The following is a 25,381-nucleotide window of genomic DNA, read 5'->3' as shown; positions in this document are numbered from 1 at the left end:
GGGTAAATCCACCGCAGGGATTATGGAGCCTATTTTGTTGTAGAAAAAAAGTCCCATATGACCTATAATGAAAAGCAACGAAACCATCATTAGAAAGAATCTTATGGAACAAGAAATTTTATCACAAACTTACTGGGAATTAAAGACTCTAACATTACGATTTTGGATGTTCTAGATGCTGGAAACCATAAAGAAATCATCGCCAAGCTAGATTATCCTGCACCTAAATGCCCTCACTGCCAAGGAAAAATGGCTAAATATGACTTCCAAAAAGAATCGAAAATTCCCTATTTAGAGTGCGCGGGATACAAAACGCTGATTCGGTTGAGAAAACGGCGCTTCCGCTGTCAGGATTGCGGAAAAATGGCTGTCGCTGAGACTTCCTTAGTCAAGAAGAATCACCAAATTGCAACCATCGTCAAGCAGAAAATCGCTCAAAAATTGATCGAGAAAATCCCTATGGCGGCCATCGCTGAAAACTTAGCAGTTTCCACATCAACCGTCATTCGCAAACTAAAAGAATTCGAGTTCACGACTGACCTCAACTGGCTTCCAGAACAAATGTCTTGGGATGTGGAAACAGTCAGGGAAGTGACTGTTTCAATCGACAGATAGAGATGAGCTTTATTGCACAGGATTTTGACTCAAATAAGATCCTAGCTATCCTAGACGGACGGACACAAGCAACGATTCGCAATCACTTTCTGCGCTATTCCAGACAGGTCCGAAACCGCGTTAGAGTCATTACCATGGACATGTTTAGTCCCTACTATGACTTGGCTAGACAACTTTTTCCATGCGCTAAAATCGTCCTCGATCGCTTTCACATTGTACAACACCTCAGCCGGGCTATGAGTCGTGTTCGTGTTCAAATCATGAATCAGTTGGATAGAAAATCGCACGAATATAAGGCACTCAAACGCTACTGGAAACTCATTCAACAGGATAGCCGTAAACTAAGTCATAAACGTTTTTATCGTCCAACTTTTCGCATGCACTTGACCAGCGGAGAGATTCTAGAAAAACTTCTCTCTTGCTCTCAAGAACTCCGAGAACACTACGAACTCTACCAACTCTTGCTTTTTCATTTTCAAGAGAAACAGACTGAGCACTTCTTTGGTCTCATTGAAGATACCATTTCGTGTGTGAAGCCTATCTTTCAAACTGTTTTTAAGACCTTTTTGAAAGATAAGGACAAGATCATGAACGCACTGGAACTGCACTACTCAAACGCAAAACTAGAAACTACTAATAACCTTATCAAGGTCATCAAGCGCAAGGCTTTCGGCTTCAGGACTTTTGACAACTTTAGAACTAGAATCCTCATCGCTTTGAATATCAAAAAGGAGAGAACCAAGAGGTCCTCTCCAGATGTTAGCTGACATCAACCCACTACAGTTGACAAAGAGTCAAATAGGTAAGAAAAGCTGGGGCAGAACATGGGGCAAGAAAAGATTTGAATTAGAAAAAAGCCTATTGGAATAGGCTTTTTAATGTTCTAGTCTAGTGCCCCCTGCAGGGCTCGAACCTGCGACCCATAGATTAAGAGTCTACTGCTCTACCAACTGAGCTAAGGAGGCAACAGAAAAAGCTGTATTGGTGCCGGACCTTCACGATTTGTATTGAACCCGCGCAATTAAGCAGGTGGGCAACTCGCTCTAACTGAAGCTGCTTCCGCGTGACACGGCTTGCACGCTGTTAGAAGTCTTTTGTTTCCCTAGTAATACAAAAAATAGTCGGTCAACACTTAAGTGTGAAGTCGTACACCACAGCGTTTCTATAATTATGATACCATAAATTTTGAAAAATTCAAGAGAAAAATATGATTTTTTGCAAACGATGCCATCATTTTTTTAAGTAATCAATTTTATCCTTGGTCATTCCAAGGGCTCGCTCGTATTTGCCATTCTCATTAGGAGTGAAATAATTGGCATCTTTGATTTTGTCAGGCAGATAGTCTTGTTTAACCCAGTTGCCGGGATAAGAGTGGGGATAGAGATAGTTCTGAGCGTTGCCCAGTTCCTTACTGCCGGTATAGTGGCCATCTCGTAAGTGTCGGGGGATGGGCAGATTTCCCTTCTTTCGCAGGTCAGCTAAGGCCTTATCCATGGCCACATAGGCTGAGTTGGATTTGGGGGATAGGGCCAAGTCAATGACAATATTGGCAATGAGAATGCGGGCTTCAGGAAAACCAATCCGCTGAGCAGCCTCCAGAGCTGTGACGGTATGGACTGGAGCGTCAGGATTTGCTAGGCCAATATCCTCGTAAGCGATAACGGTCAGGCGTCGAGCCAGGCTAGGCAGGTCTCCTGCCTCAACTAGGCGAGCTGCGTAGTGAAGGCTGGCATTGACATCGGAGCCGCGGATGGACTTCTGCAGGGCAGAGAGGACATCGTAATGGCCGTCTCCGTCCTTATCCATGGTAATGTAGCTCTTTTGCAGGCTGTTTTCCATCACATCGAGCGTGATGTGGCGGATTCCCTTGTCATCCTCTGGGGTAGAGAGCACGGCCAGGTCCAGTGAATTATAGGCGGAGCGCAGGTCTCCGTTGGTGGAGACAGCGATAAAATCTAGGGCTTCCTCATCTAGCTCCACTGGAAAATCAAATCCTCGCTCCTTGTCTGTCAAGGCTAGCTGGATGGCTTTTCGGATGTCGTCGTTGCTGAGGGGCTCAAGCTCAAATATCTGAACTCGGCTTCGAATAGCAGGGGTGACAGAAAAGAAAGGATTTTCTGTCGTCGCCCCAATCATGATGACCAGCCCGCTTTCTAATAGCGGTAGCAGAAAGTCTTGCTTGGTCTTGTCCAGACGGTGAATCTCGTCCAGCAGGAGCACCAGTCCGCCGGAAAATTTAGCTTCTTCAGCAATCTCCTGCAGGCGCTTCTTGCTATCTACGGTGGCGTTAAAGGTCCTAAAGGCAAACTTGGTTGTGCCGGCAATAGCCGAGGCGATAGAGGTCTTGCCGATGCCGGGTGGCCCGTAGAGAATCATAGAGGATAGGCGGTTAGCTTCAACCATGCGTCGGATGATTTTTCCAGGTCCGACCAGATGCTGCTGGCCGATAATCTGATCAATGCCGGTCGGCCGCATGCGCAGGGCTAGGTTTTCTGGCATAAGATTTCCTTTCTACAAGTGTTTTTCTTGGCTTTTTGTGTTACTATTGTAGATAGTAATATTTTATCACAATGAAAAGAGGAAATCATGGCTAAGTACGGTTTTTTGGAGATATTGGACGAGGAAATGGGGAAGAGCTTTCCTTTTGACTATGAGATAAACTGGGACAAGAAGAATCACGCGGTAGAAGTAGCCTTTCTCCTTGAGGTGCAAAATCCGGGCGGGATTGAGACGGTTGATGCTGAGGGCAATGCCTCGGCTGAAGATATTTACTTTGAGGAAGTCGTGCTTTTCTATAATCCAGTCAAGTCTCGTTTTGAGGCTGAGGACTATCTGGCAGCCCTGCCCTATGAGCCTAAAAAGGGGCTGTCACGGGAGTTTCTGGCTTATTTCGTGGATTTTCTAACTCAAACAGCTGAGTCTGGTCTCGATGCACTCATGGACTTCTTAGCGGATCCAGAGGCAGCAGAGTTTGAGATGGCTTGGAATGCTGAGGCTTTTGAAAATGGCAGAGCAGATGTGGCTGAGACGGATTTCTATTCATATCCGAGGTATTAGGAGGCGCTTATGGCAAATGCAGGAGGACTAGATTTACTGCACAAACAGATGGAATTTTCTGGCTGCAAGATTGCCTTGATCAGTGATGACAAGTTGCTGGCCATCTTGCGAGATGATATTTCAACCATTCCTTGGCCCAATATGTGGGAGTTGCCGGGCGGTGGCCGCGAGGGAGAGGAAACGCCTTTTGAATGTGTTCAACGAGAGGTTTTTGAAGAGCTTGGTTTGAAGCTTGAAGAAACGGCTATTGTCTGGATTAAGGAATATCAAGGAATGCTTGATCCAGATAAAACCTCTATTTTTATGGCGGGAACCATCACTCAGGAAGATTTTGCCAGTATTGCCTTTGGTGATGAGGGCCAGGCTTATCAGATGATGGATATTCGCCAGTTCTTATCTGATAAAAAGGTTATTCCGCAGTTGCAGGACAGGTTGAATGATTATTTGGAGGTGCGAGCATGATTTATATTGAACGGGCTGGAGCTGAGGATTTAGAGACTATTATTGCCATTCAGCGAGCGAGTTTTAAGGCCGTTTATGAGAAATATCAGGATCAATACGACCCCTATCTGGAGGAGCGAGAGCGGATTCGCTGGAAGCTGGTTGAGCGGCCCAATAGTTTTTATTATTTTGTCAAAGACGCCGAGAAGATTCTTGGCTTTATCCGCTTGAATACAAATGACGAACAGACAGCAGGCTGGATTGGGACAGTGGCGATTTTGCCGCAGTACCAGAATAAAGGATATGGCTCTGAGGGGCTTAATCTGATAGAGGAGAAATTCTCCACCGTTATGCAATGGGATTTGTGCACGGTTTTCCAAGATAAAGGTATGGTAGCTTTTTATGAGAAAAACGGCTATCATCAGACCCATAAGGAGCCTGAAAAAGAGGGCATGGATATGGTTTACATGACGAAGACAATGAAATAAACAAAGAAAGGATTGTTCAGTTAAATTTCTAAACTGAACCCGCCCTAAACACTGTGCTAAAAAGATAAGGTTCTCTTAGACGCAAGCGTAGTCAGAGAATTTCCTATTTTGGCTTTGTGTTATACGGGCTTGGTATTTTAATGATGGACACTTGGCAGGAATTAACGATTGAAGTGAAGCGTGAGGCGGAGGAGGCAGCCTCGAATATTCTGATTGAGCTGGGCAGTCAGGGTGTGGCTATTGATGACAGTGCAGATTATCTGGGGCAGGTTGACCAATACGGAGAGCTTTTTCCAGAAGTTGAGCAGAGCGAGCGGGTCAAGATTACAGGCTATTATCCAGCTTCGGTGGATATAGATGCCATTGCAGCCCAAGCCAATGAGCGATTGGCTGAGCTAGACGGCTTCGGCTTGGAGACGGGAGACATTGAGCTGACTCGGCAGGAACTGGCCGAGGAAGATTGGGCGGACAATTGGAAGAAGTACTTTGAGCCAGCTCGTATCACGCATGATTTGACCATTGTGCCGTCATGGACGGACTATGAGGCGACAGCTGGTGAGAAGATCATCAAGCTGGACCCAGGCATGGCCTTTGGTACGGGTACTCACCCAACGACCAAGATGAGCCTTTTTGCGCTGGAGCAGGTCTTGCGGGGCGGAGAAACTGTGCTGGACGTAGGCACAGGCAGTGGCGTCCTCTCTATTGCCAGCTCTCTCTTAGGCGCTAAGGACATCTACGCTTATGATTTAGACGAGGTGGCGGTGCGCGTGGCTCAGGAAAATATTGAGCTCAACACTGGTATGGAGAATATTCATGTGGCGCCGGGGGATCTTCTCCGAGGCGTAGAAATCGAGGCGGATGTCATTGTTGCCAACATCTTGGCCGATATTCTCATCCATCTGACAGAGGATGCCTACCGTCTAGTCAAAGATGAGGGCTATCTGATTATGAGTGGGATTATTTCTGAGAAGTGGGAAATGGTGCGCGAGTCAGCGGAAGCGGCAGGATTTTTTCTGGAAACGCATATGATTCAGGGCGAATGGAATGCCTGTGTCTTTAAGAAAACGCAGGACATTTCAGGCGTGATAGGTGGTTAGATGCAGCAGTATTTTATACAAGGTAAACCTCAGTCTCCTCTGGTCATCACGGACAAGGACACAGCCAAACACATGTTCTCGGTCATGCGACTCAAAGAGGAAGACCAAGTTACACTGGTTTTTGATGATGGCGTGAAACGGCTGGCGCAGGTGCTAGATCCAGCCCAGCAGAGTTTGGAAATCTTGGAGGAGCTAGCAGACAATACCGAGCTGCCGGTTCAAGTGACCATTGCTTCGGGCTTTCCCAAGGGCGATAAGCTAGAATTTATCACCCAGAAGGCAACAGAGCTGGGGGCGAGTGCTATCTGGGCCTTTCCAGCAGACTGGTCGGTGGCCAAGTGGGATGGTAAAAAACTGGCTAAAAAGACTGAAAAGCTGGAGAAAATTGCTCAGGGAGCAGCAGAGCAGAGCAAGCGCAATCTGATTCCAGAGGTTTGGCTCTTTGATAAAAAGGCAAATTTTCTAACGGGCTTGGCAGACTTTGACCGCATCATCGTGGCCTATGAGGAAGCAGCCAAGGAAGGCGAAGGTGCTGCTTTAGTGCAGGCTGTGAAAGGCTTGGCAGCCGGCGCAAAAGTTCTCTTTATCTTCGGACCAGAGGGTGGTCTGTCACCAGATGAAATAGCAGCCTTTGGCCAAGCAGGGGCTGTCTCCGCTGGTCTGGGTCCACGTATCCTGCGGGCTGAAACCGCTCCGCTTTATGCCTTGACCGCAGTCAGTGTTTTATTGGAATTGAGCAATGACAGTCTTTAAAAAGCAAAAACAGCAGCCAAAATGGCTGCTAATTTTTTAATTATTATTGTCTTTCCCGTTTTTTGAAGGCGAAGATTCCTGCAAGTCCGGTCATGACAAGTCCCAAGATTCCGAGCGAGGATGTCTTTTCTCCGGTTGCTGGGAGACTTTCTGCTCCTGCTTGTCTGTGAGAAGCTTGCTTGTTTGTGCTTGGATCAGCTGCGGTCAAGACAGGGAAGACTACTCTGCTATGCTGCAGGTTGGCTGCTTCGACTGCGATAGTCGGACGGCTTGGCTGCTCGATTGGCACTGCTTCAGTCTTCGGTGCGACATAGACGAACTTGTATTCGCCGAATCCTTCCTGGGCAGATGCCGCTAGATAGATGATGTCTCCGTCTGTACCAATCAAGTTCTTGGCCTTATCAGCTGTCAAGAAACGCAGGTCTAGTCCCTTGATGGTATCAGCAAAATGCCAGTTCTGATCTGCACGTGGATTGATATTTTTGACAGCCAAGATATAGTTGATGATGGCTTGGCGGTTTTCCAAATTGAGCAGACGGTTGAGGCTGGCTTCTCGAACACCAGGGAAGTTACCGTTAGACCGGTAGTTGTTGGTCACGACGATAAATTCCTGATTGGGGTCAATCTCCTTGCCTTGGTATTTCAGATTACGGACCCTGCTGGCATTTGGGTTTGCCAGTTTCCCTTCGCGGTCGTATTTGTTCGGCTGGGTGATGTCAAACTCATAGGTGATACCATCAATAATATCGAAGTTATAAGTTCGGTAGTTGGTATTGATGAGATTTTGTGGTTGGTCGCTTGTTGGGTCGATAGTATTGAATTGGCCAGCTGACATTTCCAACCATTCTTTGAGCTGGGCACCGTTGACCTTGAGGATAGCTGTGACATTGTCGTAGAGATAGAGGTCGGCTACGTTCTTGATGGCAATAGGGCCAGCTGGAATGTCTGTGTAGGCCGTTGCATCCCCACGAGTTCCTGCCTTGAAAGGCGCTGCTGCAGACAGGAGAGGAAGATTGGCTTCAGGTGTGCCCGCTAGTTCTTTCTTAGCATACCAAAGCTGGGCATTGTTGACAATCTGAACGGATGGATCATCTTTGACCAGAGCAAAGTAGCTGGTAATAGGTGCAGTTGTGGTACCGACTTGCTGGCGGACGTACTTGACTGTTCCTTCATGAGATTCTTTGGCAATGTTAACGACGCGCTGATCTGCTACATTAGACTTGGTATCCACCTTGCGGATGGAGCCCTTGCTGTCAGTGACCTTCCATTTACCGTCGGTATAGGTCATTTTGAGGTCAATAACGCCCAGATGGTCGCCGTATTTTCCAGCCATGGTTACTGGAGTACCATTGATTTTACCGTTGACACCATCTACACCAGGGTATTTTTCGTAGAAGCCAGTTCCATTACCACTTGGGAATTCTGCATGGGAGTGGCCCGTTACAACAGCATCTACACCTGGCAGGCTGGCGATTTGATAGCCTTCATTTTCCTCGCCTTTTTCATACTTGTCATCCCCGATACCGGAGTGAGAAAGTACCAAGGTGATGTCTGCACCTGCTTTGCGCATCTCAGGGATGATGTCTCGAATAGCCTCGACAGAATCGCGAACGACGACTTTTCCTTCAAGATTAGCCTTGTCCCAGTTGAGAATCTGCGGCGGAACAATCCCAGTCACACCTATTTTGACAGTCGTCAAGCGGCCCTGCGTATCCGTAAAGGTCTTTTCGATGATTTTGTAAGGTTGATAGATGAATTTACCAGTTGCTGGATCCAGCACATTGGCATTGACAAGAGGCATGCCTGCTGTCTCAATCACGCGGTTCAGATAGTCTAGGCCGTAGTTGAACTCATGGTTCCCCAGAGTGCCAGCTTCAAAGCCCAGAGCCTGCAGGGCAGCGTACATAGGATGCTGCTCACCCTTCTTCACAGGATCCACAATGGCTTTGTAGGTTCCTAGCGGCGTTCCTTGGATGGTGTCGCCATTGTCCACTAATAGGACGTTTGGATTTTCTTTCTTGGCTTTCTCGATTAGCACGGCTGTTTTAGCCAGTCCCAAGCTCTCTACTGGCTTGTCCTGATAGTAGTCGTAGTTGACCAGATTGGTATGGAGGTCGGTCGTTGCTAGGATACGAACATCGACAGTCTGTCCCTCTACTGGCTTTGTATCTTCAGTAGCCGCTACGTTGCGAGCTAGGGCCATCAGAGCATCAGTATTTCCACTGGTATTTTCTGGGGAAATAGCAGAGCTAGGCTCTGTGCTCGCTGTTGTCACAGTAGCTTCAGTAGGATTTGCTGTAGTCGTTGGTTCCGCTGCGCTGCTGTCTGACATGCTGCTTGCTACAGCAGGATCAGCAGTGACTGCTGGGGTGACCTGATCAGCCTGAACTGCATTTGCAGCCGCTGCAAGAGCCGCTGTACTCAAAAGCACAACTGCTTTTTGAAGGGACGATTTTGACATAATAACTCCTTTTTAAAAATGAATGTTGGATTTCCATTATACTACATCGAAGCGCTTTCATCAATTGATAAATCTTAACACACAATTTAATGTTTATTGCAGAAAGAAGTGATTTTAAGAATCTGGTTCCCTAATCTTGAATATTTAGTTGATTTTCGTGACGGTTTGATTGGAGCTAATCTTGGGACTGTATGGGATAGCGTAGCAGTGCTGCTTTTATGGTATACTATAAGGGAATTAAGGTTAGTTGTTTTATTGAATATCATAAATAAGGAGAAGGTCATGAACAAACGCACTTTTCTCATAATGTTGCTTATAGGAGGACTGATGATGATGGGATTGGCAGGATGCGGAGAAAACAAGAACAGCCGAGAATGGATCGAAAACAAGGTTTCTGAGGTCAGTCGCGTCTATCCGACTGAGAATCTATTTGATTTATTTAAGCAATTTCCGGAAGGGTTTGAGATAAGAAGTATTGACACTTATGATGAGACGAAGGAATATTCTCGTTATCAGAAGATTGAGCTCATTGGAAATGCAGAAACACAAGAAATAACTGGTAATTTTAAAAGAATAGAAACTCGGGGTAATCCTTATGAAGAAAAAGTGCTTTTAGAAAGCAGTATTATATATACTGAAAAAGGGCTGGAATTTTCGAATCCAGAAGTTTCTAAAGATGATTTGTTTTATGATGGTTTTTTATTTCAACAGTTAAAACTAAATAAAACAGTTTTGTCTCGATTAGAACTTAAAAAAATGTACTATAATTGGGAGACTGGTGATGCTTCCATTGCTTATAAAAATGTAAAGAGTAAAATCATTCAGGACTACTTCCATTTACAAGCAAGCGAGTCGCTAGATCTTTATATTAGTGCAGATCGCTCTGCAACTATTGGCTATGAATACGGATATCCTATTGTTTTTGACGGAGAAAATATTTCTCATTCAGAACTTATAGCAGGAAAAATTACGAGTATGGAGAAGATAGATGCCAAATAGTAATGTGCCAACCTTGGATGCTTCTAATCTGACTTATGAATTTGAAAATATGAGAGTTAATCAGGGAGCAACTGACAATAATGTGCTTCAATATGTAGAAAAGTACACTAAGAAAAAACTCCCTCCTAACCTCCAATACCTAGACGATCCCTGTACCTATTTTATTATGGTAAATCTCGATGTTATATAGGATAGCGTGGCAGTGCTGGTTTTATGATATACTATAAGGGAATTAAGGTTAGTTGTTTTATTGAATATCATAAATAAGGAGAAGGTCATGAACAAACGCACTTTTCTCACAATGTTACTTGTAGGGGGACTGATAATGATGGGCTTGGCAGGATGCGGAGAAAATAAGAACAGCCGAGAATGGATTGAGAATAAGGTTTCTGAGGTCAGTCGCGTCTATCCGACTGAGAATCTATTTGATTTATTTAAGCAATTTCCGGAAGGGTTTGAGATTGAGCAGGTCTATTTTAAAAAGAAGAGTGATGGAATCAATGATTTCATCACGGAAATTAAGCTGAAGGGTGATGCAACATCGCATACAATAGTGGGTACCCTTGCTAAAATTCCAGCAACTGATGATGCGCCAAAAAGTGAAAATGTGGTCGTAAGTGTTCAATATGCAGACAACAAATTTACTTTCTCTGATGAAGAGACCGCTAGGAAAATATGGAAGTTTGATAGTTTCTTGTTTCAAAAACTAGCTATCGATAAAGAGTTTTTGAGCAAATTATCATTAAAAAACAAACATTTTAACGGAAACAATGGCTCTTTTGATATAGATTATATAACTAAAAATACTACGATTAACCAATATTTTAATAAACAACAACAAGCTGAAGCAGTTTTAGGATTTGGTGGTTCTTTGAGACTAGATGATTTTTATTATTATTCTATTACTGTTGATTTCAATGATAACTATTATTTTAAGGAGACAGTATCGAATTAGGAGGAAAGTATGAGTAAAAAAGATACAGCAAACAGTGGTATTGCTACTCTGGATGCGGCAAATCTTACATATGAATTTGAGAATGTGCGAGTTAATCAACCTGATATTAGGCATGATGATAGAACAAAACTTCTTAATGCAGTAGATAGAAGCAAACCTCTCCCTCCTAATCTTGAATATTTAGATGATTTTCGTGACGGTTTGACTGGTACAAGCGGTACAGCTTTCCTAGATAAGGATAGCGGAGAGGTTATTATTGCTTACACGGGAACCAATCCTAATGCGGATTTTGTAGCAGATGTCATGGTAGATGTTACTAGTATTTTAATGCCTTATGGCTATCATTATGATGAAGCTTTTAAATTTTACGAAAGAATCCGACAGAAATATGGGGACAATATCACCTTAACAGGGCATTCTTTAGGAGGTAATATTGCTCAGAGGGTAGCTTTGGAATTTAACGCTCCGCGTACAGTGGTATATAACTCAGCCCCTCTTTATGTAGAGGGAGTGATTCGAATGAAGGATAGAGCCATAGACTATCTGATTCCGTTGGATTCTGCTCGCGAGAAGATTCTGAACAAATATGCGGACTTAACAGGTCAAGTCATTCGTATTACAACAGAAAAAGATCCTCTTAACATATGGTCCGATAGACTTGGAGGTGTCTATCTAGGCAAAGAGTATATACTTGATAATTCTGGCGGACACAGCCTTGACCCGGATATTACAGGTGATAAGAATCAAATTAATCATATCAAGGATATTTTGGAAAAGCAGAGTCCAGAGAAGATGACTGGACTTGAAAAGAAGCACTATAAGACCTTGAAGAAATTGCAGGGAGTAAAAGACGGTCTCCTCAAGCAATTGACCGGTCAGTTTTTATCAGATGGCAGTATTAACAGTCATGAGATGTTTTTCTTGGATAGCGTCCAGACAACGGCTGTTGCGGCAGCTCTGACAGAGGCTGTCAGCAATGGGCACAGCGAGATTGAGGCGGTTGCGAAAAAAGCAGTGACAGATGCTGAAGAACTCTATGACAAAAGCAAGGAAATTCCTTGGTTTGTTACAGAATTGACCTATGATGAGGTGCAGGAGGCCTATGCAGAGGCTGGAGTAACTTATGATAGCATTGTAGGAAAGACTCAGCGACATTTTGATAAAGCGGTAAACAAATCGGCCGCTATTGTGACGGCATTTACAGACTTGGAGGGTAGTATCCGAAATGGTATTAATCAGGCAGTGGCAGCAGACGAAAGTTTGGCGGGAGATATTAGCCAATGGACAAAATAGATGAAATTCAAGCTAAAATTAGAAAACAAGAAGAAGAACTCTGGGACTTGGAGGATAATTATAAGGCTGCCAAGAAAGAAATAGAAGAAACATATTGGAAACTAGAAGATAACAAGCGTCATCTGACTAGACTTTATGAAGAGTTTGAGGAGGCTACTTATCACTTTAGCCGACAAGATTACGTGGATAAGGAAGAGTGTCGTAAGTTTATTAATCTGTTAAATACTTATGCGAGTGAGACGGATAGAGAATATCGTCGTCAATGTGCAAAAATAGAAGAAAAAGATGAAAAACTGACAAATCAGTATCGGAAAGATCGCAAGCAGCTGGAAGACGAATTAGAAAAGAGTTACCAGCTGAGAAGGAAATTGGATGAGGAAGAAGGAGGAAATAAATGAGTATAGCAGATGTTGTCTCAGATGCATTGTGCAGCCCCTTTACCGAAGTAGCACGAAGACAAATCAAAAAATCATTGGAAAGAGAAGCTATTAAAGCCTTCTGCGCACCACCGATAAAAGCAAGTCGAAAAGATATTGTAGAGAAGTATGATGAGGAGATTGGTATCTTGGCCATGACAAACAAGACAGCTGCGCTCAATCTATCCAACCAAATGGACAGCTCGATTAACGGCTTGGGTCAAAAAGCAATCAGTGAAGCAATTAGCAAAAACAGAAACACTTTCGATGGTTTGAATCCAGAAGAGAAAAAGTAGACTGATATGATGTTAGTTTGCTTTTTTATATAGAGCAAATTTCTTAATTTTTCCTGTTTTATTCGGCGGATAAATGGTATAATATAAGTGAATCCTAAGGCAGGCTAGAAAGGGAAAAAACGGAAACAAATCAGCCGCCTGAAGGGACCGGATGCATATGTTTACTGGGTAAGGAGAGGAGGTTTATCATGTCTTTGTCTACCTTATTTGAAGTATTAGTAGCTATTTTAGGTGTGGTATCCATCGGTTATCTCATCTATGCCTATTTTGAATTTTTGAAGGATATGGTTCAGACCGAAATAAACCATCGCCTTCATCACAACCCGCCGCTTTAGAGGCGGGTTGTTTGCGTCTTTTAGCGCCCTTTTAAATTCTCTGCACTTTCTGTGTTTTCATATTGATGTAAAAGTGATAAAATAGTAGGCAAGAAATCGGAGAGAATGCGCATGCCAAAAGAAATAAATTTAACGGGGGATCAGGTCGTTTCCCTCACAAGAAAATATTTAGCTGCAAAAGATGTGGCTTTTGTACAAAAGGCATTGGTCTATGCCATAGATCGCCATAGCGGGCAAACTCGCCAGTCGCAAGAACCTTACATTGTGCATCCTATCCAGGTGGCGGGCATTTTAGCTAAGCTTAAGCTGGATGCTGTTTCGGTTGCCTGTGGTTTTTTGCACGATGTGGTTGAAGACACTTCGGCAACGCTGGATGATTTGGAGCAGGAATTTGGACATGATGTGCGCGTGATTGTGGACGGAGTGACCAAGCTGGGGAAGGTGAAATATAAGTCTCATGCGGAACAGTTGGCGGAAAATCATCGCAAAATGCTCATGGCCATGTCTGAGGATATCCGTGTTATTTTGGTCAAACTAGCCGACCGTCTGCATAATATGCGGACCCTTCATCATTTACGGCCAGACAAGCAAGAGCGAATTTCGCGGGAAACCATGGAAATCTATGCTCCTCTGGCTCATCGTTTGGGGATTTCCAGTGTCAAATGGGAACTGGAAGATTTATCTTTTCGTTACCTTAATCCGACGGAGTTTTATAAAATTTCCCACATGATGAAGGAAAAACGGCGAGAGCGGGAAGCTCTGGTGGAGGAAGTTGTCCACAAGATCGAAACCTACGCAGGTGAGCGCAATCTGCATGGTAAGATTTACGGCCGTCCAAAGCATATTTATTCCATTTATCGCAAAATGCAGGACAAGAAGAAGCGTTTTGATGAGATCTATGATTTGATTGCCATTCGCTGTATTTTGGAAACTCACAGTGATGTTTATGCCATGTTGGGCTATATCCATGAGCTCTGGAAACCAATGCCGGGGCGTTTCAAGGATTATATTGCCAACCGTAAGGCTAACGGCTATCAGTCTATCCATACGACGGTCTATGGACCTAAAGGACCAATTGAATTTCAGATTCGGACCAAGGAAATGCACGAAGTGGCGGAGTATGGGGTCGCAGCCCATTGGGCTTATAAGAAAGGGATAAAAGGTCAGGTCAACAGCAAAGAGTCAGCCATCGGAATGAATTGGATCAAGGAACTGATGGAACTCCAAGACCAGTCGGGAGATGCTCAGGAATTTGTCGATTCGGTCAAGGAAAGCTATTTGACAGAAGAGATTTATGTCTTTACGCCGAATGGCGAGGTGCGCTGTCTGCCCAAAGATTCTGGTCCGATTGACTTTGCTTATGAGATTCATACCAAGGTTGGGGAGAGGGCGACAGGAGCCAAGGTTAACGGTCGCATGGTGCCTCTGAATACCAAGCTGAAAACAGGGGATCAGGTGGAAATTGTCACCAATGCTAACTCCTTTGGGCCTAGCCGTGACTGGCTCAATATTGTCAAGACCAGCAAAGCCAGAAATAAAATCCGTCAATTCTTTAAAAATCAAGATAAGGAATTATCTATCTCCAAAGGGCGGGAGCTCTTGCAGGCTCAATTTCAGGAGCAGGGCTATGTAGCCAATAAGTACATGGACAAGAAGCACATGGAGGAAGTCCTGCAAAAGACCAGCTATAAAACTGAAGAAGCGCTTTTTGCAGCGATTGGTTTCGGTGAGATTGGTGCTATCAGCATTTTCAACCGTCTGACGGAAAAAGAGCGCCGTGAGGAAGAACGGGCCAAGGCCAGAGCAGAAGCCGAGGAATTGGTCAAGGGCGGTGAGGTTAAGGTCGAAAACAAAAAAGACACCCTCAAGGTCAAGCATGAAGGTGGCGTAGTGATTCAAGGGGCATCCGGTCTCCTGATTCGGATCGCCAAATGCTGTAACCCCGTGCCTGGTGACGACATTGTTGGTTACATTACCAAAGGCCGTGGTGTAGCTATTCACCGAGAAGATTGTATGAATCTCAAAGCTCAGGAAAATTACGAGCAGCGCTTGATTGAGGTGGAGTGGGAAGACAACAACACGACCAAAGAATACACAGCCCATATTGATATTTATGGTCTCAATCGTTCTGGACTCCTCAACGATGTGCTGCAGGTTCTGTCGAATACCACTAAAAATATCTCAACAGTTAATGCCCAGCCAACCAAGGATATGAAATTTGCCAATATCCATGTTTCCTTTGGCATTGCCAATCTGTCCACGTTGACGACAGTGGTGGACAAGATTAAGAGTGTACCGGAAGTGTATTCTGTTAAGCGGACCAATGGCTAAGGTATGGGAATAATAGAGTAGATGTTAGTTGTTAAATAAAGGAAAAGATATGAAAATCGTCATTCAGCGCGTGAAACGTGCGCAGGTCAGCATTGACCAACAGCTGCACAGCAGGATTGAACAGGGACTCCTGCTCTTAGTCGGAGTGGGTCCTGACGATAGTCAGGAGGATATGGATTATGCTGTCCGCAAGATTGTCAATATGCGAATTTTTTCTGATGCTGAGGGAAAGATGAACCTGTCCATTCAAGATATTGGTGGAGAGATTTTATCTATCTCCCAGTTCACCCTGCACGCAGATACGAGAAAGGGCAATCGGCCAGCCTTTATCAAGGCCGCACCACCAGAGATGGCTAGCAATTTTTATGATGCCTTCAATCTCGCCCTGCAGCAGGAAGTTCCGACCCGAACGGGCATTTTTGGCGCAGACATGCAGGTGGAGCTGGTGAATGATGGACCGGTGACCATTATCCTAGATACTAAGAATCGATGACATATAGCTCTTTATCACTTATAGTGGGTGACAAATGTTAACATTGAGAGAGATCACAGATTCTCTCTTTTTTGATGTCTAGGATGATAAAACTTCTTTTCTTGAAGGTAGGGATCTTTCGACAGCAGAGGCTGAAGTTCGTTACATACATTAGAGGAACAATGAGGAAGTACCTAAAAGAAAAGTCGTGAATGTTTGGAAGGGTTATCAGATGTGACACTTGTATGTGGTTGGTTATGTAAGGGCTTTTACGACTTATGGTATAATAAAACTAGAAAAGCTTGAGAAGTCTCTTAATTTTTTCAGGTTAATTTTCATAAAAAAGAATAGGAAATAGATATGCGCACTGTTCTTGCCTTGTATATCACCCTGATGCCAGTCATTCTAGCTGGGGTTCTGAATATGATCTTTTGCAAGTCTTCACTGCTGCAGTCGGCTTATCGGCCCATGGATGGCGGCTTGGTTTTGAAAGATGGAAAGCGACTTTTCGGAGCTAACAAGACCTGGAAAGGCTTCATAGGAATGATTGTTTGGGACTCTTTGGCTCAGGTTTTATGGGGGGTGCTCTTGAAGAGCACTCCTACTCTAGAGAAACTGCACTTAGTTTATGCCTTCTACGAAAACACCTTGCTTTTTAATCTGGTGCTAGGAGCTCTCTTGGGTCTGGCTTATGTTTTGTTTGAGCTGCCTAATAGCTTCATCAAGCGTCGTTTGGAGATCAGAGAGGGCAAGACGGCAGAGAATGGTTGGAAGTGGCCCTTTATCTGGCTAGATCAGATTGATTCCTTAATCGGCTGTATTCTCCTGCTACTTTTCTATATTCCTCTGTCTTGGCAGCAGATGATGGGCATACTAATCTTGGGGGCGGTCACGCATCTGGGAGTTAATCGCCTGCTCTACTGGGCCAAGCTCAGAAAAAACCGTATGTGAGATGGAAGTTATGATGAAAGAACTATGGCTGGAAAAAGAGCCGTCGGCCATCTATGGCGGCAAAATCAATCAGTTAATCAGTCTCTGTCAACTGGGGCTTCCGGTTCCTAAGGCTCTGATTTTACCGTCGGACCAAGTTATGGCTTGGCTAAGAGCAGCTCTGCCAAAATACTCAGAACAGGGGCTTGCAGAGTTAATTCATCTGGGCAAGGAGGAAATTGCGGAGCGTTTGCAGCAGTATCCCTTGGATCCAGCTTGGCTACAGGAGTTAGCAGCCTTTTGCCAGCAAAATCAAGCTTATATCGTTCGCAGTAGTGCCCTCTTAGAAGACGGACAGGCCTTGTCATTTGCCGGTCAGTATGACTCGATTGGCAACTGCCGGACGCTGTCAGAAATGGAGCAGGGCATTCGTTCTTGCCTGCTTTCTCTCTTTAATCCAGAAGCCTTGGCTTATTGGCAGCGTCAGGGTCTGGCTGAGCAGGATTTTGCCATGGCGGTGCTGATTCAGGAGCAGATAGAGCCTGACTTTAGCGGTGTCTGCTTTTCCCTAGATGTGGCGACTAATCAGGACCAGACCATGCTCTTGGAGTATGTAAAAGGCTCGGCTGAGAGCTTGGTTAGTGGCCAAGTCAATCCTGAGCAGTTGACTCTTGCTTGGTACAAGCCAGACTGGATCCAGTTTGAAAAGCTAGGAATGCCTCTGGCAGTCTTGCAGAAGCTGCACGAGCAGGTTTTGGAGATTGTGGCGTATTTTGGTCGGCCGATGGATATTGAGTGGTGTGCTCTAGAAGAGCAAGTCTATCTGCTGCAGGCTCGGCCTATTACGACAGTACCAACTAAAATCGACAGTGGTCGCTGGACGACGGCGAATTTTCGGGATGGAGGGGTGGCGGCCCAGCCCTGTCCCAACCTGATGTGGAGCCTTTATCGCTATTCTTGGCAAGAGGCACTCTCCAGCTTTTTGCTGGCAATTGGCCTAGAGCCTGAAGGTGTGATGCCGCCGCTGATGCGTCTCCATTATGCTCGGCCTTTCTGGAACTTAGGCGTGGTCAAGCAAGGTATGGAGCAGATTCCAGGTTATACTGAGCGAGACTTTGATGATGAGCTGGGAGTTAATAAAGACTACCAAGGTCAAGGTTTTACCAGCAAATTAAGTCCAGCCTTGCTCTTAAATTTCCTGCGGGTCGCTTTGAAAACACAAAAAGTAACTAAGACTTTTCTGCATCAGGCGCCAGACAAGCTGCAAAATCTGCGCCAGCAATTTAACCGTCTAAATCAAGAAATAGGAGAACTGAACGACCAACCCCCGCTGCATCAAGTCGAGAGTCTTTGGCAGTTAGTGCTAACTCAGGCTTATTTAGACAGTGAGGGAACTTATTTCTGGCAGGCCTACATCAATACGGTCCAGCTGTCCATGAAAAAGACCAGTCTCCTCAAATGGCTGACGGTTGATGAATTTTTCCAACTGATAGCTAAATTAGGAAATGTTTCGCATACCAAGCCTTTAGCTAGAATGCTGGAAGTTGCGGATCTTATTTTGACAGACGAGAAACTGACAGATGATTGGTTGAAGCTATCGGTGGAAGAATTGCAGGAACTGGCTGCACAATATCCTGAGCGAGCAGATTTTATCAAGATTCAGGATTTCCAAAAGGATTTTGGCTATCACTCAGCTCGCGAGCTGGACTTGCGAGTAGCTAGTTATGAAGAAGATGCTCATCAAGTTATGACAGCGGTCCAGCAGTTGGTTGCTGATTCATCTTACTACCAAGCAGCCAAAGCTTCGCTCAGTCCTGGCTCAGAGTCTGAGCTGGATCTTGCCCATCTATCTCGAGCAAAGCAGAAAAAGATAGAAAAAATCAGCGAAGACCTGCGGAACTTGCTCTGGTGGCGGGAGGAGTTCAAGGATATTTCCACGCGCTATTACCACCTCATTCGTCAGATTAGCCTCAAACTCGGCCGAGCCTATGAAAAGCGAGGCTTTCTGAAAAATGAACAAGATGTTTTTTACATTAAGAAAGAAAGTCTGATTTCCTTTATGGAGGGGGAAAAGACTGCTGACCAGCTCCAAGAAGAAGCAGCAGATAATCAGCATTATTGCCAGGCCTATCGGAATTTTGAGCCAGTGGGGGATTTGACTGATAAAGAGATGAGCCTAGAAGAAGTGGCCCATGAGAGTCAGGCTCTGCTGACGGGAATGCCAGCCAGCAGCGGTCAGGTGACCGCTCGGGTTCGAGTTCTCTTGGATTTAGCGGATATTGAGACGATTGAGCCGGGAGAAATCCTTGTCACCCGCTATACAGATACGGGCTGGAGCTATGTTTTCGGTATTCTAGGTGGTCTTGTAACAGAGTATGGTGGAGTTCTCTGCCATGCCTCCATTGTCGCTCGGGAATGCAGGATTCCAGCTCTGGTCTGCGCTAAGAATGCAACTCAGTTGCTAGAAACTGGCATGCTGGTTACTTTAGATGGAAGAAGAGGAGAAATAATAATTCATGAAGAAGAATGAACCTTTGTTTATCGGTGAATACGACAAATCTGTTATCCTGACCTATATGGGCGCTGCTTTTGCACTGTTGGCAGTCTATGCCATCATTCAGTCCCAGCTGCGGCTAGCCATGATGGCTTTTATCGTTAGCGGTATCTGCGACCTTTTTGATGGCGTGGTGGCGCGGCGGATGAAGCGGACTGAAAGTCAGAAGCGCTTCGGCATTGAGATTGATTCCCTCTGCGACATGATTAGCTTTGCGGCTCTTCCGGCTGTGCTGCTCATGACTCAGCTGCCCTTGGGAGTGGCCAATATCATCTTGGCTGTCCTCTATGTCTTGGCTGCAGTTACTCGCTTGGCACATTTTAACCGTTTGGCCAAGCATGATGAAGGCTCTGGTTCTTATTTTATCGGCTTGCCCGTGACTTACAGCGCCCTATTTTTCCCATTGACCTATCTGGTATGTCAATGGCTGGCGCCTGCTCTCTTTGCTTGGGTGTGGCTGGGCTTGTCTCTTTTGCTGACCTTCCTATTTGTCTACAGCTGCCGTATTCCCAAGCCGAATAAGCTAGCCTATCTAGTCTTTGCGATTTTAGCTGTTGCAAGTCTGATTGGTCTGGGGGTTCTCCCCCATGGTTAAGGTCTATCAGAGAAGGACTGGCCAGATACTGGAAGCGATAGAATACAAGGCGGGGCTGTTAGACAAGCTTTATGGTACTGCTTGGGGTCGCTTCTTATTGCCTATCTTGACCCGACCTAGCCTGTCTTATCTTCTGACTTTGAAAGACTACACTCCTTGTTCTCGCAAGAAAATAGCAGCTTTTGTGGAAAAATATCAGCTGAATCTGGCTGACTATGAAGATGGCCCCTATTCTAGCTTCGCGGCTTTTTTCCATCGGAAAATCAAGCCTGGTCTGCGTCCGGTCTGTCCTGATAGTCAAGTACTGGCTGTGGCGGATGCCAAGCTAGAGGCTTTTACCATCAGTCAGGACTTACAGCTGACAATTAAGGGGCAGACATACAGGCTAGCTGACTTACTGCTGGATGAAGAGTTAGCTCAGCTGTTTAGTGGCGGAACAGCGCTGGTTTATCGACTGGGAGTGGAAGACCTGCACCGCTATCTGGCGGCTGAATCCGGCAGAATTACCCGAAGACGAAAAATCAAAGGCCACCTGCATACGGTCAGACAGGTAGCCCAGAAGCGGCGCTTAATTTACAAGGAAAATAAAAGAGAATACTGTCTTTTAGATACCGACCTAGGACCTGTCCTGCAGATGGAAGTAGGGGCTCTGCTAGTCGGAAAAATATACAATCACAGTCGGGACCGTTTGATCAGGGGACAGGAGAAGGGCTGCTTTGGTCTGGGCGGCTCAACCATCCTTGTCCTCTATCCGGCAGGCACGATTCGCTTGGATCAGGACATCCTGACTTACTCAGACCTCGGAATAGAAACCCAGATTCAAATGGGTGAAAAGATTGGAGAGAAGCTATGTTTAAACGATTAGCTGTTTATTATAAGGAAATGTTTCCTTTGCTGCCGCGCTTTATGGTGGCTGCCATCATGTTTTTTGAGATTTACTTTGTGCTCTTGCTCAATGACGGAGTGACCACCTTTCACTTTGACCATCAGGAATTGATCGGAATTTTTACGATTTTTGTCTTTCTGATGATTCTGCGGATTGCGGATGATTTCAAGGACTATGAGACTGATAGACGCCTCTTTCCTCATCGGGCTCTGCCATCTGGCCGAGTGAAAAAGAAGGACTTGGCTATTGCCCTCAGCTTTATCGTAGCTGTCTCTGTACTCCTTAATGTCCTCTTTATGAACAATATCGGCTGGTTCCTCTTTCTCTATATCTACGGGACCCTCATGTCTTTCTGGTTCTTTAAGCGAGACAAAATTCAAAATTCCTTGCCATTGGCTCTGGTGACCCATAATCCGGTCATGATGATTTTGAATCTCTATACCATCTCTTTTGTCTGCTACAAGTACAATCTGCCTCTCTTGTCCCTACCGACCGTCTTACTGGCTTTTACTATGTATTTTCCAAGTCTGATCTGGGAAGTCTGCCGCAAGATTCGGGCACCAAAAGACGAGACAGAGTATGTGACCTATTCTATGCTTTTTGGCTACAAAAAAGCCACTCGCTTTATCGAGGTGGTGACTCTGCTGGATATCTTGACAAATTTCGTTCTCCTCTGGAATATTTCCCATGTCGGAGTGGTAGTCTTGGTGCTGAATGTCATCTGGATGACCGTCCAGTTTGAGCAGTTTATCAAGGATCCGACTCGCTTTAATATCCGGGAGCGGGTAGAGCGTTATACTTATATCACAGAGACGACCATGGTTCTGTCCGTTGCTGTTTATCTCTTGATGGGGGTACTTTGATGAAAAGAATCGAGCAGACAGGGCTTGACCAGGTCGGAGGCAAGGCCTATCATTTACTGAAAATGCAGGCTGCTGGTTTGCCGATTCCTGACTTTGCAGTGTTTGCTTTTGACTTTTTTCAAACATCTGCCAGCTCTGCTGACTTGGAGCGGATGGAAGCAGCCTATCGGTCTGGAGAGTTGGACTTGTCCCAACTCAGTCAGCAACTGCAGGACTGGGGCAGAGAGCAGTTTAGTCAAGAAGATTTGACAGCGGCAGAAAGTTGGGTTCATAAGGAATTTTTCCAGACAGACTGTCGCTTTGCAGTCCGCTCATCTGCTACCATTGAGGATGGGAAGGCCTCATCCTTTGCCGGTCAGTTTGAGAGCCAGCTCAATGTAAAGCCAGATGGACTTAAAGAAGCTATTCAAGCGACCTTGCTCTCTCTTTATCAGGAGTCAGCTCTTAGTTATCTATTTGAGCAGGGACTATCTTTGAAGCAGGCACAGATGATTTGTATTATCCAGGTCATGCAGGAGGGAGACTTGTCAGGGATTTACTTCACAGCTAATCCTAAGGGCATTCTGAACGAGCACATCATTGTCATCGGTCGGGGCTTGGGCAACAAGGTTGTCGAGGATAAGATTCCTACAACAATGGTGACGCTTCATCCCAAGGACCAGCTCTTTTATACAGAGCAGACGGAGGATTCACCAGATGTATCACAGGAACAACTTGAGAAGTTACAAGCCTTGGCTAGTCAGGTAAGTCAGCTTTTCGGACCTTATATGGATATGGAGTTCACCTTCGCAAATGGCCAGCTCTATCTCTTGCAGGCTCGACCTATTACTACCTTGCCAGAGGGACAGCAGATTATTCTGGATAACAGCAATATTGTCGAGAGCTATCCGGGAGTTTCCAGTCCTCTGACCATTAGCTTTATTCAGGAGGCTTATGCCAGCATTTTCCGCAGTCTGGCCCAACGCTTGGTTGGCAAGGATGCCCCTGAGTTGGCTGCCTATGAAGCCACCTTTCAAAATATGCTGCAGCCGGTCAATAGCCGAGTCTATTACCAGATTCAGAGCTGGTATCAGCTGCTGCAGCTTCTGCCTTTTTCTAAGAAAATCATCCCTATCTGGCAGGATATGCTGGGGGTACGAGAGACAGAAGTGCCTCAGATGCCGGTGCACCTGTCTGCTTTCAAACGCTTGCAAATCATGCTTCGTATTATCCGAGAGTTTTGGACAGCTCCCAAGCAAATGAGACAATTGGAAGAGCAGTTTGCCCAGATTCAGCGAGAATACGAAGCGACCTATTCCCCAAATGCAGATGCTAAAACCTTGATTGCCTTGGTCAGCAAGCTAAAAGAGGATATTTTGGCTCACTGGGATATTACCCTAGTCAATGATTTGTATGCTTTTGTCTATACTGGACTCCTGAAGAAGTTGCGTCGCGGTGGGGCTGTTCAGGCTGAGATTGCAGGAATTGAGCAGATTGAAAGCATGCGGCCGGCTTTGGCTCTGCAGGCTTTAACAGCTCAGCTGAAAGCAGAAGAAAATGCAGAGATTAGACAGGCTATGGTAAGTGAAAGTCCAGAAGTCTTTCTAAGTCGTCAGCATCCTTTGGTCAAAGAAATAGTCCATTTTATCCATGAATTTGGTGATCGGGCTCCAGAAGAGTTGAAGCTAGAAACTCCCACTTTCCGAACGTATCCAGAGCGTCTGCTCAAGCTCCTGCTGCAAATGTGCCAGCAAGAGGAGAAGAAGTTGGCTCCTCATAAACTTGAAGAAGAGGAGCAAAAATCAGGCTGGTGGACGAATTTTCTTCGCAAGCGAGCCATGACGGGTGTTAAATATCGGGAAAGCTCCCGCTTAAACCGCACACGAATCTATGGCATGATGCGGCAGATTTTTCGCACACTTGGTCAGCAATTAGCCGAGCAAGGGTTGCTGGCTACGCCTGACGATGTTTTTTACCTGACAAAGGAAGAGCTGTTTGAGCTGACCAGAACGCCCAGAGATGTTAGTGGCTTGATAGCCGAGCGTCGAGAGAAGTTGGAGGCTGATAAGGAGCTGCCAACCTTTAGTCGTTATGTTTTTGCTGGACAGGTCTTTGAGAAATACCTGAAACCGCAAAACCGCACCAGCAGTCATAATGCGGGCAATCAAGCCTTACAAGGGATTGGCTGCTCACCTGGCTGCGTTAAGGCTCAGGTTTTGGTCGTGGAAGATGTGCAGGAAATTGAGTCTGCTCAGGATCGGATTATCGTGACCAAGATGACCGATCCGGGCTGGGTCTATCTTCTGACCCAAGCCAAGGGGGTCATTGCAGAGCAGGGATCCTTGCTCTCGCACACGGCCATTATTTCCCGCGAGTTAGGGATTCCTTCCATTGTCAATGTCAGAGGTGCCTGCAGCCAGCTGCGGAATGGCGACTGGATTGAGATGGATGGCCTGACTGGCAAAATTAGCCTGATTAAGGAGGAAGACCATGCTGGAAATTAAACCGGTCAAACCCAATACAGCAGAGCAGGATGATTTTCTAGCCCTGCCCAAGCAGATTTACCAGCCAGACCACCTTATGCAGTCGGAAGAGGAGGAGCTGGCTTTGATTGAGGGCAGGCACCCGCTGAGCTCTGACTTAGAAACCTATGCTTTTATTGGCTATGTGGACAGTCGGTCTTGTATTCGAGGCCTCCTGACCTTCTATCCAGATGATGAGGCTGCTTACTTGGGATTTTTCGAGTCCATCAATAATCAGAAGATTGCATCTGCTTTTATCGAGCATTTAGCAGGTTTTGCTCGCAGTCTCGGAGCGATTAAGATAATTGGTCCGGTACAGGCAAGCTTTTGGCTGGGCTATCGAATGCAGCTGACTGGAACAGAGGAGCTCCCTTTTACTGGAGAACCTCATAATCCAGACTATTATCCTGAGCTATGGCAGGCTGCTGGTTTTGAGCTCAAGGAGAGCTATCTGTCCAATTTTTATCCCAAGGTAAGCAATCAGACTCATCAGGACAAGCTAGCTCATCGCTTTGAGTCTTTTGAAGAAGCGGGTTTCACCATTTGTTCTCCCAAAAAGAAGGACTGGGAAGAAACCTCGCTGCAGGTTTTCGAACTTCTCAATCGTCTTTATCAAGATTTCCCTATTTATCGCTCTATTTCCAGTCAGCAGTTCAGTCAGATTTTTCAGAAATACCAGTATATTCTTGATTTTTCTATGGTTAAGCTGGCCTATAAGGAGGGCAAGCTAGCTGGTTTTCTGATTGCCATGCCGGACTATGGTTCTCTGGTTTATCAAAAACTGACTCCTCTTAATCTGGCCAAGCTTTTTTGGACCAAGCGCTTTGCAAAACGCTATATGATTATGTATCTAGGGGTAGGTGAGCAATTCTTGGGATTGGGCTCTGCCTTGGCCTATCCGATTTTTAAAGAAGCACAGAAACGACAAGCCTCGGCTATCGGCGCCCTGATTCATCAAAAGACAGTTACTCGTCACTATGCAGCAGAATTACAGGGAGACAAGCATGAGTATGGACTGTTTGAATTGGATTTGCCCTCTTAGG

23 protein-coding genes, 1 tRNA gene and 1 pseudogene are annotated in these 25,381 nt (G+C 45.5%); 22 read left to right on the top strand and 3 right to left on the bottom strand.

What is annotated here, in order from left to right; all coding sequences use genetic code 11:
• Positions 1-120 precede the first annotated feature (120 nt).
• Positions 121-1,378 (top strand): annotated as a pseudogene (locus AC5FEC_RS06070) (ISL3 family transposase).
• A 129-nt stretch (positions 1,379-1,507) separates the two neighbouring features.
• Here AC5FEC_RS06070 and AC5FEC_RS06065 read toward each other — a convergent pair.
• Together AC5FEC_RS06065 and AC5FEC_RS06060 are read right to left on the bottom strand one after the other, a co-directional pair.
• Positions 1,508-1,580 (bottom strand) — tRNA-Lys (locus AC5FEC_RS06065).
• 265 nt (positions 1,581-1,845) lie between these two features.
• Positions 1,846-3,114 carry a replication-associated recombination protein A gene (locus AC5FEC_RS06060; RefSeq protein WP_493661630.1) on the bottom strand — a complete coding sequence of 423 codons (1,269 nt, stop codon included), beginning with the start codon at positions 3,112-3,114 and terminating at the stop codon, positions 1,846-1,848.
• Between the two features lie 87 nt (positions 3,115-3,201).
• Between AC5FEC_RS06060 and AC5FEC_RS06055 the strand changes: the two genes are divergently transcribed.
• The 5 genes from AC5FEC_RS06055 (at position 3,202) to AC5FEC_RS06035 (ending at position 6,451) form a co-directional block, all read left to right on the top strand.
• The gene (locus tag AC5FEC_RS06055) at positions 3,202-3,672 is read left to right on the top strand and encodes a DUF3013 family protein (RefSeq protein WP_223337943.1); all 471 of its coding nucleotides are present in this window, start codon (positions 3,202-3,204) and stop codon (positions 3,670-3,672) included.
• A gap of 9 nt (positions 3,673-3,681) precedes the next feature.
• Positions 3,682-4,134: an NUDIX hydrolase gene (locus AC5FEC_RS06050; RefSeq protein WP_493661629.1), complete on the top strand. Its 453-nt coding sequence runs from the start codon at positions 3,682-3,684 to the stop codon at positions 4,132-4,134.
• The gene (locus tag AC5FEC_RS06045) at positions 4,131-4,601 is read left to right on the top strand and encodes a GNAT family N-acetyltransferase (protein WP_493661628.1); all 471 of its coding nucleotides are present in this window, start codon (positions 4,131-4,133) and stop codon (positions 4,599-4,601) included. The genes AC5FEC_RS06050 and AC5FEC_RS06045 overlap by 4 nt, the downstream gene beginning before the upstream one ends.
• A 143-nt stretch (positions 4,602-4,744) precedes the next feature.
• A complete protein-coding gene (gene prmA / locus AC5FEC_RS06040; protein ID WP_493661640.1) occupies positions 4,745-5,698 on the top strand; it encodes a 50S ribosomal protein L11 methyltransferase in 954 nt (317 codons plus the stop codon).
• A complete protein-coding gene (locus AC5FEC_RS06035; RefSeq protein WP_493661627.1) occupies positions 5,699-6,451 on the top strand; it encodes a 16S rRNA (uracil(1498)-N(3))-methyltransferase in 753 nt (250 codons plus the stop codon).
• Between the two features lie 43 nt (positions 6,452-6,494).
• Here AC5FEC_RS06035 and AC5FEC_RS06030 read toward each other — a convergent pair whose 3' ends face one another.
• A complete protein-coding gene (locus AC5FEC_RS06030) occupies positions 6,495-8,912 on the bottom strand; it encodes a bifunctional 2',3'-cyclic-nucleotide 2'-phosphodiesterase/3'-nucleotidase (protein ID WP_493661626.1) in 2,418 nt (805 codons plus the stop codon).
• Between the two features lie 282 nt (positions 8,913-9,194).
• Here AC5FEC_RS06030 and AC5FEC_RS06025 point away from each other — a divergent pair, with 282 nt between their 5' ends.
• From AC5FEC_RS06025 to AC5FEC_RS05950, 16 genes are all read left to right on the top strand, one after another.
• Positions 9,195-9,911: a hypothetical protein gene (locus tag AC5FEC_RS06025; RefSeq protein WP_493661625.1), complete on the top strand. Its 717-nt coding sequence runs from the start codon at positions 9,195-9,197 to the stop codon at positions 9,909-9,911.
• Entirely contained in the window at positions 9,901-10,101 is a 201-nt protein-coding gene (locus tag AC5FEC_RS06020; RefSeq protein ID WP_493661641.1) for a hypothetical protein, read from the top strand. Before AC5FEC_RS06025 ends, AC5FEC_RS06020 begins: the two co-directional genes overlap by 11 nt.
• Before the next feature lie 87 nt (positions 10,102-10,188).
• A complete protein-coding gene (locus AC5FEC_RS06015; RefSeq protein ID WP_493661624.1) occupies positions 10,189-10,866 on the top strand; it encodes a hypothetical protein in 678 nt (225 codons plus the stop codon).
• Positions 10,867-10,875: 9 nt separating this feature from the next.
• Positions 10,876-12,159, top strand: coding sequence for a Tle-like phospholipase domain-containing protein (locus AC5FEC_RS06010; protein ID WP_493661623.1), 1,284 nt, complete (start codon positions 10,876-10,878; stop codon positions 12,157-12,159).
• Positions 12,147-12,557 (top strand): hypothetical protein, encoded by a 411-nt coding sequence (locus tag AC5FEC_RS06005; RefSeq protein WP_493661622.1) that lies wholly within the window; start codon positions 12,147-12,149, stop codon positions 12,555-12,557. The genes AC5FEC_RS06010 and AC5FEC_RS06005 overlap by 13 nt, the downstream gene beginning before the upstream one ends.
• Positions 12,554-12,871, top strand: a complete 318-nt coding sequence (locus AC5FEC_RS06000; protein WP_493661621.1) for a hypothetical protein — start codon at positions 12,554-12,556, stop codon at positions 12,869-12,871. Before AC5FEC_RS06005 ends, AC5FEC_RS06000 begins: the two co-directional genes overlap by 4 nt.
• 188 nt (positions 12,872-13,059) lie before the next feature.
• Complete coding sequence (locus AC5FEC_RS05995; protein ID WP_167332870.1) at positions 13,060-13,206, top strand: hypothetical protein; 147 nt, start codon at positions 13,060-13,062, stop codon at positions 13,204-13,206.
• A gap of 111 nt (positions 13,207-13,317) precedes the next feature.
• On the top strand, positions 13,318-15,537 hold the full coding sequence (locus AC5FEC_RS05990; protein ID WP_234549704.1) for a RelA/SpoT family protein: 2,220 nt from the start codon (positions 13,318-13,320) through the stop codon (positions 15,535-15,537).
• A gap of 49 nt (positions 15,538-15,586) precedes the next feature.
• Complete coding sequence (gene dtd, locus AC5FEC_RS05985; protein WP_037617324.1) at positions 15,587-16,030, top strand: D-aminoacyl-tRNA deacylase; 444 nt, start codon at positions 15,587-15,589, stop codon at positions 16,028-16,030.
• A gap of 339 nt (positions 16,031-16,369) precedes the next feature.
• A complete protein-coding gene (locus AC5FEC_RS05980) occupies positions 16,370-16,960 on the top strand; it encodes a CDP-archaeol synthase (protein ID WP_493661620.1) in 591 nt (196 codons plus the stop codon).
• 13 nt (positions 16,961-16,973) lie between these two features.
• On the top strand, positions 16,974-19,469 hold the full coding sequence (locus AC5FEC_RS05975) for a PEP/pyruvate-binding domain-containing protein (RefSeq protein WP_493661639.1): 2,496 nt from the start codon (positions 16,974-16,976) through the stop codon (positions 19,467-19,469).
• Positions 19,456-20,088 (top strand): CDP-alcohol phosphatidyltransferase family protein, encoded by a 633-nt coding sequence (locus AC5FEC_RS05970; protein ID WP_493661619.1) that lies wholly within the window; start codon positions 19,456-19,458, stop codon positions 20,086-20,088. The genes AC5FEC_RS05975 and AC5FEC_RS05970 overlap by 14 nt, the downstream gene beginning before the upstream one ends.
• Positions 20,081-20,953, top strand: coding sequence for a phosphatidylserine decarboxylase (locus tag AC5FEC_RS05965; RefSeq protein ID WP_493661618.1), 873 nt, complete (start codon positions 20,081-20,083; stop codon positions 20,951-20,953). The genes AC5FEC_RS05970 and AC5FEC_RS05965 overlap by 8 nt, the downstream gene beginning before the upstream one ends.
• Positions 20,938-21,837, top strand: coding sequence for a UbiA family prenyltransferase (locus AC5FEC_RS05960; protein ID WP_493661617.1), 900 nt, complete (start codon positions 20,938-20,940; stop codon positions 21,835-21,837). Before AC5FEC_RS05965 ends, AC5FEC_RS05960 begins: the two co-directional genes overlap by 16 nt.
• The gene (locus AC5FEC_RS05955) at positions 21,837-24,320 is read left to right on the top strand and encodes a phosphoenolpyruvate synthase (protein WP_493661616.1); all 2,484 of its coding nucleotides are present in this window, start codon (positions 21,837-21,839) and stop codon (positions 24,318-24,320) included. Before AC5FEC_RS05960 ends, AC5FEC_RS05955 begins: the two co-directional genes overlap by 1 nt.
• The gene (locus AC5FEC_RS05950; RefSeq protein WP_493661615.1) at positions 24,307-25,380 is read left to right on the top strand and encodes a hypothetical protein; all 1,074 of its coding nucleotides are present in this window, start codon (positions 24,307-24,309) and stop codon (positions 25,378-25,380) included. Before AC5FEC_RS05955 ends, AC5FEC_RS05950 begins: the two co-directional genes overlap by 14 nt.
• Position 25,381 lies beyond the last annotated feature (1 nt).

The organism is Streptococcus sp. STC1396 (genome assembly GCF_058933875.1).
This window is presented reverse-complemented; position numbering and strand designations above follow the sequence as displayed.